Annotated in this window: 13 protein-coding genes; 4 read left to right on the forward strand and 9 right to left on the reverse strand. The window is 69.9% G+C overall.

The features are described 5' to 3' along the window. Position 1: 1 nt before the first annotated feature. A complete protein-coding gene (locus A9X04_RS18760; protein WP_067923656.1) occupies positions 2 to 541 on the forward strand; it encodes a GNAT family N-acetyltransferase in 540 nt (179 codons plus the stop codon). Between the two features lie 90 nt (positions 542 to 631). Here the strand turns inward: A9X04_RS18760 and A9X04_RS18765 are convergent, their stop codons facing one another. The 7 genes from A9X04_RS18765 to A9X04_RS18795 form a co-directional block, all read right to left on the reverse strand. Then, the gene (locus tag A9X04_RS18765) at positions 632 to 3,319 is read right to left on the reverse strand and encodes a fumarate reductase/succinate dehydrogenase flavoprotein subunit (protein WP_067923659.1); all 2,688 of its coding nucleotides are present in this window, start codon (positions 3,317 to 3,319) and stop codon (positions 632 to 634) included. Then, entirely contained in the window at positions 3,316 to 4,068 is a 753-nt protein-coding gene (locus A9X04_RS18770; RefSeq protein ID WP_067923662.1) for an ABC transporter ATP-binding protein, read from the reverse strand. Before A9X04_RS18770 ends, A9X04_RS18765 begins: the two co-directional genes overlap by 4 nt. After that, positions 4,065 to 4,922 (reverse strand): ABC transporter permease, encoded by an 858-nt coding sequence (locus A9X04_RS18775; RefSeq protein WP_067923665.1) that lies wholly within the window; start codon positions 4,920 to 4,922, stop codon positions 4,065 to 4,067. The genes A9X04_RS18770 and A9X04_RS18775 overlap by 4 nt, the downstream gene beginning before the upstream one ends. Then, positions 4,919 to 6,307 (reverse strand): ABC transporter substrate-binding protein, encoded by a 1,389-nt coding sequence (locus tag A9X04_RS18780; protein ID WP_067923668.1) that lies wholly within the window; start codon positions 6,305 to 6,307, stop codon positions 4,919 to 4,921. The genes A9X04_RS18775 and A9X04_RS18780 overlap by 4 nt, the downstream gene beginning before the upstream one ends. A gap of 11 nt (positions 6,308 to 6,318) precedes the next feature. After that, positions 6,319 to 6,549 (reverse strand): ferredoxin family protein, encoded by a 231-nt coding sequence (locus A9X04_RS18785; RefSeq protein WP_067923671.1) that lies wholly within the window; start codon positions 6,547 to 6,549, stop codon positions 6,319 to 6,321. Further along, entirely contained in the window at positions 6,546 to 7,280 is a 735-nt protein-coding gene (locus A9X04_RS18790; protein WP_067923674.1) for a GntR family transcriptional regulator, read from the reverse strand. The genes A9X04_RS18785 and A9X04_RS18790 overlap by 4 nt, the downstream gene beginning before the upstream one ends. Before the next feature lie 122 nt (positions 7,281 to 7,402). Further along, positions 7,403 to 8,665 carry an MFS transporter gene (locus A9X04_RS18795; protein ID WP_082975099.1) on the reverse strand — a complete coding sequence of 421 codons (1,263 nt, stop codon included), beginning with the start codon at positions 8,663 to 8,665 and terminating at the stop codon, positions 7,403 to 7,405. A gap of 288 nt (positions 8,666 to 8,953) precedes the next feature. Here A9X04_RS18795 and A9X04_RS18800 point away from each other — a divergent pair, with 288 nt between their 5' ends. Both A9X04_RS18800 and A9X04_RS18805 read left to right on the forward strand, forming a co-directional pair. Further along, on the forward strand, positions 8,954 to 9,730 hold the full coding sequence (locus tag A9X04_RS18800) for a hypothetical protein (protein WP_067923675.1): 777 nt from the start codon (positions 8,954 to 8,956) through the stop codon (positions 9,728 to 9,730). A gap of 4 nt (positions 9,731 to 9,734) precedes the next feature. Then, on the forward strand, positions 9,735 to 10,403 hold the full coding sequence (locus A9X04_RS18805; RefSeq protein WP_067923728.1) for a response regulator transcription factor: 669 nt from the start codon (positions 9,735 to 9,737) through the stop codon (positions 10,401 to 10,403). On the opposite strand, the gene A9X04_RS18810 is transcribed toward A9X04_RS18805, so the two are convergent. Continuing rightward, positions 10,385 to 11,767 (reverse strand): HAMP domain-containing sensor histidine kinase, encoded by a 1,383-nt coding sequence (locus A9X04_RS18810; protein ID WP_156764418.1) that lies wholly within the window; start codon positions 11,765 to 11,767, stop codon positions 10,385 to 10,387. The two genes, A9X04_RS18805 and A9X04_RS18810, sit on opposite strands and share 19 nt — an antisense overlap. 131 nt (positions 11,768 to 11,898) lie before the next feature. Between A9X04_RS18810 and A9X04_RS18815 the strand changes: the two genes are divergently transcribed. After that, the gene (locus A9X04_RS18815) at positions 11,899 to 12,162 is read left to right on the forward strand and encodes a hypothetical protein (RefSeq protein ID WP_067923682.1); all 264 of its coding nucleotides are present in this window, start codon (positions 11,899 to 11,901) and stop codon (positions 12,160 to 12,162) included. 2 nt (positions 12,163 to 12,164) lie between these two features. Here A9X04_RS18815 and A9X04_RS18820 read toward each other — a convergent pair whose 3' ends face one another. Beyond that, positions 12,165 to 15,029, reverse strand: a complete 2,865-nt coding sequence (locus tag A9X04_RS18820; protein WP_067923684.1) for an aminotransferase class I/II-fold pyridoxal phosphate-dependent enzyme — start codon at positions 15,027 to 15,029, stop codon at positions 12,165 to 12,167. Positions 15,030 to 15,088 lie beyond the last annotated feature (59 nt).

The following is a 15,088-nucleotide window of genomic DNA, read 5'->3' on the forward strand; positions in this document are numbered from 1 at the left end:
CGTGGCCGATTACCCACCCGACCGCATCACCGGTCCCCGGCTGGTGCTGCGCCGGCCCGTGCTCGACGACGCCGGCGCACTGTTTCAGCGCGTGGCCCGCGACCCCGAGGTGACCAAGTATCTGATGTGGGCGCCGCATCCCGACGTGGCGGCGACGCGGCGGGTGATCACCGAGAAACTCAACGCCACCCCCGACGACCGGACCTGGGTCATCGAGTTGCGGCACAGCGGCGAGATCGTCGGGTTGACCAGCTGCCGGCGTCCGGTGCCGCACTCCGTCGAGATCGGTTACTGCCTGGGCCGGCGGTGGTGGGGCAAGGGTTTGATGGCCGAGGTGCTCGACATGCTGCTGACCGCGCTCGACAGCGACCGGGCGGTGTATCGGGTGTGGGCCACGTGCAACGTCGACAACGAACGGTCGGCGCGGCTGCTGGAGCGCGCCGGTTTCGTCCTGGAAGGACGACTCGCCCGCCACGCCGTCTACCCCAACCTGGGCCCCGAGCCGCAGGACAGCCTGCTCTACGCCAGGATCCTGCGCTGAGCTTTTGAGTGTGCTGCCAGGGCGGTCATCGTCGGCGTGTCGCCGCCGTGCACGCACACCGGACGCCGTAAGCGCACACCCGATCGCCGGCTACCCGGCTTGGTCGAGCGCGCGGCGCGCGTAGGCCCGCACGTCGGCGTCGCCGTCCTTGAGCGCGATGCCGAGCGCGTCGCGGGCGGCGGGTTGAGCGGACCAGCGGATCAGGCTGAGCACGGCGGCCTTCCGCACGTCGAGGTGCGCGTCGTTCAACGCCTCGGCCAGCGCCGGCACCGCGACGTCGGCCGGCGCGCCCGACAGCGCCCGCGCCGCACCCTCCCGCACCTGCCACGCCGGCGCCCGCAACGCCGCTGCGACGGCGGCGATATCGCCCGCGCTGCAGCCTATTTCGCCCAACGCGGCCAGCGCGGCGGCGCGCACCAGCGGGTCGGGGTCGCCGAGCAGCGCGCTGACGGCCTCGCCGCCGCCGCGCAGCGTGCCCAGGCCGGCGGCCGCGGCGATCCGGACCTCCCGGTTGTCGTCACCCGTCGCGGTGACCACACCGGCCACGTCGTCGACCGACACCAGCGCCCGCACGGCCTCGATGCGCACCCGGTGGTCGGGATCTTCCAGCGCGCGGCGGTAGTCCCCGGCGTCGCCGACGCGCCGCGCGGCCAGCACGTAGAGGGCGGCGGCACGCACCGCCGTGTCGCCGGAGTCCAGGCGTGACCCGACCTCGGCCGGGGCCGGCAACACCTCGACCAGCTCGCGGATCCCGTCGGCGGCGGTGCGGCGCACCGTGGCGTCGGCGTCATCCAGCGCGGCGACCAGGGCGGTCGCGTAGCCATCGGGAATGTGCTCGGTGAGTGTGGCCACCGCGGTGCGGCGGACCCCGGGGTCGGGGTCGGCCAGGTACGGTCGCAGCCCGGCGATCGTCGGCTCCTCGAGGGCAAGCACCTCGGCGATGCGCGGCGACGGCGGCTCGACTGTGGTTACGGGCGCGCCGATTCGGGACCGTGTGGTGGCGGGGGCCTGACCGCCGACCAGTGGCGGCTGCTCCACCGCCTGCACGGTCTGGTCCACGGGCGGCAGGCCGTCCAGCTCCGGCACCGGCACGAAGTAGGGGGCGACCGGACGCTTGAGGAACACCATCGCGCCGTCGGCGTTCTTGCGCAGGTTGAGGTGATAGCCCCATGCGCTGTCGTCGCGGCCGGGCAGGTCGGCGCGGTCGTGGTAGAGGCCCCACCGCGATTCGGTGCGGGTGAGCGAGGATCGGGCGGCCATCTCGGCGCAGTCCCGGATGAAGGACACCTCGACGGCGCGCATCAGCTCGTGCGGGTTCCGCGCGCCCATCTCGGCGATCTCGCCTTGCATGCGGTCGAAGGTGCGCACGGCGATGGACAGCTTGGCCGCCGTCTTGGGCGGCGCCACATAGTCGTTGACGAACCGGCGCAGCTTGTATTCGACCTGCGGCTGGGGTGGCCCGTCCGGATGCCGCAGTGGGCGGTAGATCAGCTCGTGCGCGGCGCGCAGCTGGTCCTCCGGGAGTCGTTGCGGCGCAGCGGTATCCGCGCAGGATGCGGCCGCGTCCGTGCCGGCGAGGTCGCCGAAGACGAACGCCCCGATCATGTAGTTGTGCGGGACGCAGGCCATGTCCCCGGCGGCGTACAGCCCGGGCACCGTGGTGCGGGCGTGCTCGTCGACCCACACGCCGGACGCGGAATGCCCGCTGCACAAGCCGATTTCGGAGATGTGCATCTCGATGTCGTGGGTGCGATAGTCGTGGCCGCGGTTGGCGTGGAACGTGCCGCGGGTCGGCCGTTCGGTGGTGTGCAGGATGTTCTCCAGCGCGGACAGGGTCTCGTCGGGCAGGTGGGACACCTTGAGGTAGATCGGTCCGCGGGCGGAGTCGATCTCGCTCTTCACCTCGGACATCATCTGACCCGACCAGTAGTCGGAGTCCACGAACCGCTCCCCGTGCGCGTTGACCTGGTAGCCGCCGAACGGGTTGGCGACATAGGCACACGCGGGTCCGTTGTAGTCCTTGATCAACGGATTGACCTGGAAACACTCGATTCCCGACAGTTCCGCGCCGGCGTGATAGGCCATCGCGTACCCGTCGCCGGCGTTCGTCGGGTTCTCGTAGGTGCCGTAGAGGTAACCGGACGCGGGCAGGCCCAGCCGCCCACAGGCGCCGGTGGCCAGGATCACCGCCTTGGCGCCGACGGCCACGAATTCGCCGGTGCGGGTGTGCAACGCGGCGGCCCCCACCGCGCGCCCGTCCTGCACCAGCACCCGCACCGGCATCAGCCGGTTCTCGATGCGGATCTTCGCCCGCATGGACCGCTGCCGCAGCACCCGGTACAGCGCCTTCTTGACGTCCTTGCCCTCCGGCATGGGCAGCACATAGGAGCCCGAGCGGTGCACCCGGCGCACCGCGTACTCGCCGTGTTCGTCCTTCTCGAACTTCACCCCGTAGCGCTCCAGCCGCTGCACCATCGCGAATCCGCGGCTGGCGGTCTGATAGATGGTGCGCTGGTTGACGATTCCGTCGTTGGCGCGGGTGATCTCGGCGACGTAGTCCTCGGGTTCGGCCTTGCCCGGGATGACGGCGTTGTTCACGCCGTCCATGCCCATCGCCAGCGCGCCGGAGTGGCGCACGTGGGCCTTCTCCAGCAGCAGCACCTGGGCGCCGTGCTCGGCGGCCGACAGCGCCGCCATGGTGCCGGCGGTGCCGCCGCCGATGACCAGCACGTCGCAGTCGAGGCGAACGGGGGCGTTGGCGTCGGGGATCTCCATCATGCCGCCACCAAATGGCCAAGGGCGGCAATGATTTCAGCGCGCAACCCGTCCCGGGGCAATTCGGCGCGCGGATCGGGCACGTCGACCGACGCGCGGACAGGCTCGCCGGCACGGCCCAGCACGACGATCCGGTCGCCCAGCGCCAGCGCCTCGTCGACGTCGTGGGTGACGAAGACGATGGTCGTCGGATGGGTGCGCCAGGTGTCGATCAGCAGCCGCTGCATGGCGGCCCGGGTCTGGGTGTCCAGCGCGCCGAACGGCTCGTCCATCATCACCGCGCGGGGCGCCCCCGCCAGGCCGCGGGCCAGCTGGACGCGCTGGCGCATCCCGCCGGACAGGCTCTTCGGCAGGTAGTGGCCGAAACCTGAGAGCCCGAGCTCGTCGATCCAGCGCTCGGCCTGGGCGCGGCGGGTGGCGCGGGGTTCCCCGCGCAGCCGCAGCGCCAGCTCGATGTTGGACCGCACCGTGCGCCACGGCAGCAGCGCGTTGTCCTGGAACACCATGCCGCGATCACCCGAGGTGGTGGTGACCTCCGCGCCGTCGGCCAGCACGCGGCCCTCATCGGGCCGCAGCAGCCCGGCCAGGGCGCGCAGCAGCGTCGACTTGCCGCAGCCCGAGGGCCCGGTCAGCACCAGGATCTCGCCCGGGCGCACCGTGAGGCTCAGCCCGTCGATCACCGGTGTTCTGGTGTAGGACAAGCGGACTGCGTCCAGCTCGAGGCTCATCCCGATTTTCGTCGCGGTGGTCATCGCAAACCTTCCTGTGCGCGGGGCAGCCAGCGAGTCACCCGCCGGCCCACCAGTTCGACGGCCGCCGAGGTGGCGAACCCGAGGACACCGATGGTGATGATGCCGACGAACACCTGGGGGTAGGCCAGCACGGTGTAGTCCTGCCAGGTGCGGTAGCCGACGCCTAGCCGGCCCGAGATCATCTCGGCGGAGATGACACAGATCCAGGCCACCCCCATGCCGACCGACAGCCCCCCGAACACGCCGGGCAGGATGCCCGGCAGCACCACCTGGGTCAGCACCTCCCGCCGACCGCCGCCCAGCGTGCGCACCGAGTCCTCCCACAACGTGGGCAGCGCCCGCACCGCGTGCCGGGTGCTCACCATGATCGGGAAGTAGGCCGCGAGGAAGGTGATGAACACGATGCCGGCCTCGTCGGTCGGGAACAGCAGGATCGCCACCGGCACCATCGCTATCGCCGGGATGGGCCGGGCCAGCTCGGCCAGCGGGCCGAACAGGTCGGCGAACAGTCGCGAGCGGCCCAGCAGCACACCGGTCGCGACACCGATGACGGCGGCCAGGCCGAAGCCGGTGACGATGCGGATCAGCGACTGCGCGAGGTCGAGCCAGTACTCGCCGGCCGCGAGGCGGCGCTGCAGCGCGTGCACGATCTGCGTGACGGTGGGCAGCGTGTCGAATCGCAGCAACAGCCGCACCTTGCCGGCGGTGAGCAACTGCCACAACCCGATTGCGGCCGCGACCGACGCCAACCGCAGCAGCCGCGACCGCCACGGCGCAATCACCCGCCGCGGCCGGGTGAGCGTGGGCCTCGAGACCACGCCAAGAACCTGGTCTGCCACCACATCGGCGGTCATACCGAACCTCCCAGTGCCTGTTGGTAATTCATCGCGACCCCGCCCGGGTGTGCCGCCAGATAGCGCTGCGCCCCGGCCCGGGTGCCGAACGGCAGATACTTCGGGCCGTCCTTGACCCAGACCGCCTTGTCGGCGAACCACCTGGTGCCCAGTTCGGCGTCGGGAACGTAGGCCGCGCGAACCCTGCCCCCGCGGGCGGTCGCGTCGGCGACGGTGCGCAGCAGGCTGGTGGGGTCGGCGACGGTCTGCGTCACATCCGCCCCGTCCAACCACACCTCGCCGGCCAGCGCCGGGTCGCCCGCCAGGACCGACGGATTCGCGGCTCGCGACCGGGCCGCCGGGTAGTCCAGCCCGCGGGCGGCGAACACCGCACGCAACGGCTCGTCCACGGCGAACTTCCCGACGTCGAGGTCGGCGAAGTCACCGATCGACTTCAGGTACGGCACATCGCTTTTCAGGGCGTCGATCAGCGACGGCTTGAGCGTCGGGTCGAACGACGTCCCGCCGGGGCCGTTGTAGAGATACACCACCTCCTGCGGCAGCCCGCTGGCCTGCGCGACGATGCGCGCGGCTTCCAGCGGCTTGCCGTTGAGGAAGTCGGTGGCGTCCAGTTGCGCCTGCAGAAACGCCGCCAGCACCTCGGGGTGCGCCGACGCGTACGAGCGCCGCACGACCACACCGTGCAGGGTGGGCAGGTTCAGCTCGGCCCCGTCGTAGAGCAGCCGCGCCTTGCCCTGGTAGACCAGCAGCCCGGGCCACGCCACGAACTGCGAAAGCCCGTTCACCTGACCGGATTCCAGCGCGGAGGCACCGACCTGCGGCTGCTGGTTGAGCACCTCCACGCCGGTGACGCCCGCCTTGCCCAGCGCGCGCACCAAGGTGCCGTGCCCCGCGGACCCCACGCTGGCCGAGACCTTGCCGCCGGCCAGGTCGGCCAGCCCGCTCGCCGGCGAATCCGGCGCCACCACAACCATGTTCAGCGCGCCCTTGGGGTTGTAGCCGGTGACCGAGACCATCTCGGTGCGCGCCAGCGGGTTGGCCTGCGTCTTGGAGCCGTTGATCAGCATCGGGTAATCGCCCATCGAGCCGATGTCGATCTTCTCGGCCAGCATCTGGGCGGTGATCGGGGCGCCGGTGTCGTAATCCTGCCAGCGCACCGCGTATTTGGTGCCGGTGCGGGCGGTGATGTCAGCCAGCCGGTGTTCGAGGTAGCCCTGCGCGCGCAGCAGTGTGCCGGCGGTGACGGTGTTGATGGTCTTGGACTGGTATCCCACCACCACGTTGACAACACCGGAGGACTGCGAGAACGATTCCAGCGAGCACCCGGAGGCGAACGCGGCGACCGCGACCGCCACCGACAGCAGCCGGAGGGCGTGCATTTTCATGGGACGTCTCTTCAGCGCAGGAGATAGGGCATGTTGACGGTGACAGCGCCGGTCGGACAGCGCGCCGCACACGGGCCGCAATACCAGCACTCGTCGACGTGCATGTACGCCTTGCCGGTCTGGGGGTCGATGGCCAGCGCGTCGAGCGGGCACACCTCCACGCACAAGGTGCAGCCCTCGATGCACAACGACTCGTCGATCGTCACCGGCACGTCGGCGCGGATGTTGTTGACCAGCGTCATGTATCGCTCCTCATCATGCTGCCGCGCATGGTGATTCGGTCACCACGCATCCGGATGTACTCCAAATCCACGGGTGTGCCGTCGGCCAGGCTGGTGAGCCGCTCCAGCATGAGCAGCGCCGCGCCGTCGGGCACCTGCAGGGTGGCCGCCGAATGGGCGTCGGCGGGAATGGCCTCGAGCGCCAGCGACGCCGAGCCCAGGCGCTGACCGCTGACCTCTTCGATGAGCGCGAAAACATCGTTGGTCTCGAGCGGATGGCGCAGCACCTGTTCTCCGATGTCCGGGGCCAGGTAGGTCAGGTCGAGGCTGAGCGGTAGGTCGCCGAGGTACCGCAGTCGCTCGACGAACACGGCGTGCTCGCCGGGTTGCAGCCGCAGCCGGCGGGCCACCGACGGTGGCGCGGTGACGGGCATCGCCGCGCGTACCTCGTTGCGCACCTCGCCGAGGTGTTTGAACGTCTCCTTCAGCCCCAGCAGGGTGTCGAGCCCGTGTGAGTACTTGCGCTGGGCGACGTGCGTGCCGACCTTGGGTCCGCGGTCGATCAGCCCCTCGTGCTTGAGCACGGCAAGCGCCCCGCGGATGGTGTTGCGCGACACCAGGAATTCGGCGGCCAGCTGCTGCTCGGGCGGCAGCCCGTCCGGGTAGGCGTCGGCGTGGATCTGCTGGCGCAACACGTCGGCCACCCGGCGGGCGCGGTCGGCCCGGGGTTCGCTACTGATCGGTTGCGCCACGCGGCCACGCTAACCAGGTCACGCCCATTTTTTGGGGCGGCGACGCGGGCCTGCTCCGGCGGCTCAGCGCATTGCGCCGGGTCCCTTTCGACGGCGACCAGCCCAAACAACGGCCGGTGCGGCTATTGCGCCACCCCGGCGGCGACGTCTTCTTTCCGATCCCCGTGAGCCGAACCGCCCCCGGGGGCAGGCTCGCTCTCCCGGGCGGTGGGCACCAGCGGGACCGCCGCCAGCGGGAACAACGCGCACAGCGCCCACGCCGGCGGGTATTCGGCGGCGACGATCAGCGCACCGAAGAGCGGCGGCCCGGCCGCGGCCATCAGCCGTTGCGCGGTGTTCTGCAGGCCCAGCGCGCGGCCGCTCCAGAACGGCCCGGCGATCTCGGTGATCGCGGTGGCCTCGAGCCCGTTGTCGAGCACCGCGAGCACCGAGATGGCGACCATCAGCACCACGTCGTAGTTCGAACCGGTGCCGTCGGTGAAAGCCAGCAGCAACAGGGCCAGCGCGGCGGCGATGGCGACGACGCGGACCGGCCGCATCCGCGAACCGACGCGGTCCGACCAGCGCCCGACCGCGATCCGGCCCGCCGCCCCCAGCAGCTGACAGACGGTGACCAGGCCGCCTGCGGCCGCCACCGACCAGCCATGCCGGTTCATCAGCCACACGAACATGAACGTCACGGTCACCGTCTGCGGCATCATCAGCAGCGCACTCACGGCGTGAATTCGCCACAGTACGAACGACCCTCGATACGGGCTGGCCAGTTCCGCGCCGGTGGCCGCCTGGCGTGATTTCCGGGGCGGATCGACGATCCCCAGCGCGCTGGCCACCGCCGCCACCGTGCACATGAGCGCCAGGAACGTCAGCCCCGAACGAGGCCCGCGCTCGGCCAGCTCCGGTATCACCAAGGCGCCCAGGGCGATACCCAACGGCTGCGCGGTCTGACGAATGCCCATCGCCAGGCCCCGCTGGTGCGTCGGGAACCATGCCGACACCAGCCGCCCGCCGGCGGTGTTGCAGCTGGCCGCCGCCATCCCACCGAGAAACAAGAAGACGCCGACGGCCGGCATCGAATGGGCCGACGCCGCGGCACAGGCCGCCGCCGCGGTGAGCGCCGAACCGGCCGTCAGCACCACCCGCTCACCGACCCGGTCCAGCACCCAGCCCCACAGCACCAGCGTCACCACCATGCCCCAGCTGGGCATGGACGACACCAGGGCGGCTTCGGCCAACGGGATGCCACGGCGCGCCTGCAGCGAGGGAATCAGGAACGCCACGCCGTTGATGAAGAGGAACGACGTCGCCGTCACGCCCAGGGAGACGACCATGACCGACCAGCGCGCACCCGCGCCGAGGCGACCGATGCTGCCGGCTTCCGCAATCATGGAATCCATGGTGGCACGCCCCGTCACGGGCGCCCGGCGCGGCGAGCAGCGTAACTCATTGAATACTAAGGTGTTTGATAACAAGTCCTCAGGATCCGCGCGCCGGGCTGCAGTGGTCAACCTGCGTAAAGCGTTCTGCGCCTTGGAGTTTGCGAGAACCGCCGAAATACCACGGCGAGACCGCGATTCACAGCGCGGACACAGCGTTCTCTTATGCGTGTACTCAGCGTTTTCTCAGCGCGACTACCCTACAAATGCATCAACAACGACACCGGAAGTTGACTGGGCATGAGTGACGTTTCGCGGCAGGCGTTGACCAAGGTGCCGGCGGTCACCCTGGGGTTCTGGATCATCAAGATCTTCGCCACCACGCTGGGCGAGACGGGCGGCGACACCGTCACGATGACCCTGAACTGGGGCTACGCGGCCGGCGTCGCACTGTTCGGCGTCGCGCTGGTGGTGCTGGTCGCCGCGCAGATCTTCGCCAAGCGCTTTCACGCGGCGCTGTACTGGGCGACGATCGTGGCCTCGACGACGTTCGGCACGACGCTGGCCGACTTCGCCGACCGTTCGCTCGGCATCGGCTACACCGGCGGTTCGCTGCTGCTGTTGGCTTGCCTGCTGGCCACCCTGGGCCTGTGGCGCTGGTCGCAGGGCACGGTGTCGGTCACCACCGTCTCTACGCCGAAAGTGGAGGCGTTCTACTGGGCGACAATCACTTTCTCGCAGACCCTGGGCACCGCGCTCGGCGACTGGCTCGCCGACACTCGCGACTTCGGTTACGAGCGCGGCGCGCTGGTGTTCGCGGCCGGCCTCGCCGCGGTCGTGGCGCTCTACTACTGGACGTCCGTCTCGCGCGTCGTGTTGTTCTGGGTCGCCTTCATCTTGACCCGCCCGTTGGGCGCGACGGTGGGCGACTTCATCGACAAACCGGTCGCCGACGGCGGCCTGGCCCTGAGCCGCCCGCTGGCCTCGGCGGTGATCGCGGCGATCATCGTGGCGTTGCTTGTCGTCCTGCCCCAGCGTCCGGGACGCCACCCCGGTGCGGGCCACCAAGAAGCGTGACGACGTGAGGGTCCTTCTCGTCGAGGACGAAGCGCGGCTGTCGGCGACCCTGGCCCGGGGCCTGGAGGCCGAGGGGTTCGTCGTCGTGAACGTCGGCACGGGTGTCGACGGCCTGCGGGAGGCCGTCGAGAACAGCTTCGACGTGGTGGTCCTCGACATCATGCTCCCCGGCCAGAGCGGATACGAGGTGCTGCGCCGGATGCGGGCGCGAAACGTGTGGACACCGGTCCTCATGCTGACCGCCAAGGACGGGGAGTACGACGAGACCGACGCGTTCGACCTGGGCGCCGACGACTATCTGACCAAACCGTTCTCGTTCCGGGTGCTCGTGGCGCGGCTGCGCGCTCTGGTGCGGCGCGGCGCGCCGGAGCGGCCGGCGGCGCTGACCGCCGGATCGCTGGTGCTGGACCCCGCGCGGCACACCGTCCACCGCGACTCCACCCCGATCGCGTTGACGCCCAGGGAATTCGGAGTGCTCGAATTCCTCATGCACAACAAGGACATGGTGGTGACCAAGGCCGAGATCCTGCGCAACGTGTGGGACGCCCACTACCACGGCCCGGACAACGTGGTCGAGGTGTACGTGGGATATCTGCGTCGCAAGATCGACATTCCCTTCGGCACCAACACCATCGAGACGGTCCGCGGCGTCGGTTACCGGCTGTTGTGCTGAGGCTCGCGCCGCGGCAGGGACACGATCATTCGGGTTCCGCCGCCCGGCCGGTCGTCGATGGTGACCGTGCCGCCGTGAGCGGCGGCGATCTCGGCGACGATCGCGAGGCCCAGCCCGGCTCCCCCGCCGCTGCGGGCCCGATCCGAATCCAGGCGCACGAAGCGTTCGAACACCCGGGCCCGGTCGCCCGGAGGGATTCCGGGGCCGTCGTCGCTGACGGTGAGGATCGCCGTCCCCCCGTTGCCGCCGACCGTCAGGACGACGCGCGAATCCGCATGGCGGACGGCGTTTTCCACCAGGTTGCGGATCATCCGCGAGATGGCCATCGGGTCACCGGTGCACCGCACCGCGCAAAGGTCGGTGTCGATCGCGCAGTTCGCCCCGCGTCGCGCGCGGGCCGCCTCGACGGCGGCGACGTCATCGAGGGCCAGCTCTTCGATGCGGCGCAGCAGGCTTTGCTCGTCGGCCCGGGCCAGCAGCAGCAGGTCTTCGATCAGCGTGTGCATGCGTTGCGCCTCGGGCAGCAGCGTGTTGACCGCCAACTCGGCGTCGAGCAGATCGGGGTGCGCCTCGGCGACCTCCAGCCCGGAGATGATGGTGGCCAGCGGGCTGCGCAGTTCATGCGACGCGTCACCGACGAAACGTTGCTGCGCGCGATGGCCCGCTTCGATGCGGGAGAGCATCTGGTTCATGGTGACCGCCAGCGCGGCGATCTCGTCGCGGCCCTCCGGCACCGGAACCCGTTCGGCCAGATCCGATGTCGAGATCTCGGCCACGCGCGCGCGGATCGCGTCCACGGATCGCAGGGACCGGCGAACGAGCCAGAACGTCGCGGCCGCCGCGCCCGCAATGACGATCGGCGCGCCGCAGGCCAGCAGCAAGGCCACGGTCCGCGCGGTGGCCTCGACCGCCTGGCTGCCGCCGCCCACGATCACCGTGTAGTCGCCGGATGCGGTGGCGACGCGTTGACCGCTGACGCGCATGTCGTCACCGGCCACCGCGTCGTCGGACAAGCCGCGACGCAGATCGAGGCCGAACTCGCCGACCGGAACGAGCGGCGTGGCGGGTGCCGAGCGCGACCGCCGCACCACCTGACCGTCCGGGGCGATCACTTGAATGGCGACCACCCGTTGGTCGGTGGTCAACAGGGAGTTGTCGAGGCCGGCCGGCGGATCGGACTGCAGCGCGTTCCGCAGGTCGCGCACCCGTTCCGCTGAGGCGTAATCGACGCCCGTCAACAGCGACCGATACAGGAACGCGTCCAATCCCGCGCCCGCGAGGGCCAGCGCGCACAGCACGACGGCCGCCGACACCGCGGCCGAGCGGGCGGGGATGCCCCAGTGCGGGAGGCGAGGCAACTGCACACCTCCGATTCTGCAGGGCCGCTGATTCTGCAGGGCCGCTGATTCTGCAGGGCCGCTGAGCCCCGGAGAACACCCAGCTCAACGGGTTTCTCAGCGGCCTCTCAGCAGCCCCCTCCTAGGCTGACGTCGTCATGTCAGGTACTGCACGCCGTGCGCGCCGCAACAACCGCGCGACCACACGAATGCTGGCCTACCTCGCCATCGTCCTGGGCTCCGGGCTGGTGGGGGCGGCACCGGCCGGCGCCGACTCGAGCCCGTTCAACACCCTCAGCTGCAGCTGCCCCGAGACCGCTCCAGCCGGCAGCACCGCCCGCAGCGACGAGATCACGCGCGGGATCCGGCGGGGCGAACTGGGCCGGCCGCAGCCACAAGCGTCGGCCCAACCGGGTCGCTAGGCTCAAGCGTCTTCGCTGACGGCTTGCGCGGCACCGTTGCCGTGGAGCGCGCCGTTGAGTCCCGAGGCGTCCGAGGGCAATTCGAAGGCCGGAAACGCCGAGCCGACCGCGGCGGTCGCCGCGCTGCGCTGCGCCTCCATCCGCGCCAGGGCCGACTCGGTGAACACCGAGAGCCCCAGGTCGGGGTTGTAGCCGTGGATCTCTTTGACGTCCAGCTGGGCCAGGAAGTAGATGATCTCCTTGGAGACCACCTGGCCGGGGACCAGCACCGGGAAGCCCGGCGGGTAGGGCACCACGAACGTGGTGGACACCAGCGTCTTGCCCTCGGCCAGCCGCCGCCCCGCCATGCCGATAAGGACATGCTCGCGGTCGGACTCCTCGTACCCGGCGTAGAAGGCCGACCGCATGTCGCCGAAGATGCACGCGTCGACGGGCCGGAAGGCGACGTCGAACTCGCTGAAGTCGGGCAGGTGCGGCAGGTCCTGCGTGATCTCCTCGACGTGCCGCTGGTGCAACGCCCGGTCGGCGACGCTGGCCGCGTTCTCGGTGCGGTCGAAATCGGTTGCCACCCTGCGCAACACGTCGAGCAGATAATGCACGCTCGACCACGTCACACCGATGGTGAAGATCAGCAGCACGCTGTTGATCGACGTCTTGTTGATCTGGATGCCGAATCGCTCCATCAGGATCTTCTCGCGGAAGTCGTAGCCGTTCATCCCCGTCTTGCCGACGAACAGGGTCACCCGCGTCGCGTCCAGCACGAACTGGTCGGAGCGCCACGCCTCGTTCCACTCGGCCAGCGCGCCCTGGCGGACCTCGCGGTAGGAACTCACCGACGACGCCCGGAACTCCTCGGGCACCAGGTCGGACTCGTCGAGGATGCGAAACCACTTGCTGATCAACCGGTCTCTCCGCACCCGATGGCGGAACACCAGCGCCATGTCGTAGGTCTGCCGGACCAGCTGAAAACCCTCGATGTCGACCTGCCGACGGGCCAAGTCCAGGGACGCCAGCAGTTGCTGGTTCGGTGAGGTCGAGGTGTGGGTCAAGAACGCCTCACCGAACGCGTCGCGCGCCAGGGCGTTGAAGTCCTGGTCGCGGACGTGGATCATCGACGCCTGGCGAAGCGCCGACAGCGACTTGTGCGTCGAGTGCGTCGCGTAGACCCGAACCCGCGCGCGGGTCGGGTCGGGCAACAGCGGGCGGTCAACCCACTCCGACCGGTCCCCCCCTTGTTGCAGGCCGTCCATGCCGGCCGCCCAATCCCGGTACTGGGCAGCGTAATCCGGCGAGGCCAGCATCTGCTCGAGGCGCTCGGCCGCCACCATCGCGGTGCGCTGCCGGGCCCACGGCACGGCCGTGGCGAACGCGTACCACGCCTCGTCCCACAGGAAGCAGATGTCCGGCTTGATCGCCAGCACCTCCTGCATGACCTGCAACGGGTGGTAGACCACGCCGTCGAAGGTGCAGTTGGTCAGCAGCAGCATGCGCACCCGGTCCAGCTGGCCGGCCGCTTCCAGGTCCAGCAGCGTCTGCTTGATCGTGCGCAGCGACACCGCCCCGTAGATCGCGAACTGCGGCAACGGATACGCGTCCAGGTAAAGCGGGTAGGCGCCGGCGAGCACCAGCCCGTAGTGGTGCGACTTGTGGCAGTTGCGGTCGATCAGCACGATGTCGCCCGGGCGGGTGAGGGACTGCACCACGATCTTGTTGGCGGTGGAGGTCCCGTTGGTGACGAAATACGTGTGGTCGGAGTTCCAGGTGTGCGCGGCCTTGTCCATCGCCTTCTTGATGTTGCCGTGCGGGTCGAGCAGCGAGTCCAGGCCGCCGGACGTGGTCGACGTCTCGGCCATGAAGATGTTGCGGCCGTAGAACTCCCCCATGTCCTGCAACGACTTCGAGTTGAAGATGCTGGCACCGCGCGCGACGGGCAGCGCGTGGAACTGGCCGACCGGCGCGGCCGCGTAGGCGCGCAGCGCATCGAAAAACGGTGTGCCGTACCGGTTCCGCAGCCCGGCGAGCACCGTGCTGTGCAGGTCGGTGACGTCGTTGAGCCGGTAGAACGTCCGGTCGTAGACGTCGGGCTCGGTGTCGTCGCCCGCCGCGATCGACTCGTCGGTCAGCAGATACAGGTCGATGTGGGGCCGCAGCTCGCGGATCCACTCGCCGCACTCCACCCAGTCGTTGGCGTGGTCGGGGATGAGGTCGCCCGCGTCCTCGTTCGGCCCCAGCAGCGTGTTCATCAGCGGCAGCCGGTCGCGGGACCGCAGCGGCAGGTCGTCGCGGATGATGGCGGCCTGGATCTCGCCGTTCAGCGCGACCGCGGCGATGGCGTCTTCGACGCTGGGCACCACCAGGATCTCGAACTGCACGTCGTCGGAGGGGTTGCGCAGGGCCCGCAGGCATTCGGCCAGGCAGTCGGGGGCCGTGTCGGGCGCGTCGTCGGCGAGCAACACGGTGTAGAACTGCTGTTGTTTGGCCTGGGCCACCAGCTCCTGGTCGGCCAGCGGCGCCGAGGTGTCGAAAAGGCCTGCGCGGTCGCCGTATTCGCCCAGCAGCCGCACGGCCATGGACACCTCTTCGGTCAGCCGCACCGTGGACAGGCTCTCCAGGTGCGCGCGGAAGACCGCGAGGTTCTGCGCCCCGGGATACAGCCAGTACCGCTCGTAGGCGGCGATGCGGTCCATCAGGCGCTTCACCCGGGCCACGTCGTGGGTCTTGTCGAGCCCGGCCAGGTCGACCTCGGCGAGGTGGCGGCACGCGTCGTCGAGCAGGTTCCAGGTGTCGACGCGGGCGTAGGACGGGTTGGCCACCGCCGCCAACGCGGAAACGCGGAGTCGTCGCGGCTGGGTGGTGTATCGAGTCATGACCTCACCTGTTCTTCTGAGCGACTTGTATTCTCACCCCGCCGCGCCGCCCACGTGAT

It is taken from the genome of Mycobacterium sp. E3247 (assembly GCF_001667785.1).
Lineage (GTDB): Bacteria > Actinomycetota > Actinomycetes > Mycobacteriales > Mycobacteriaceae > Mycobacterium.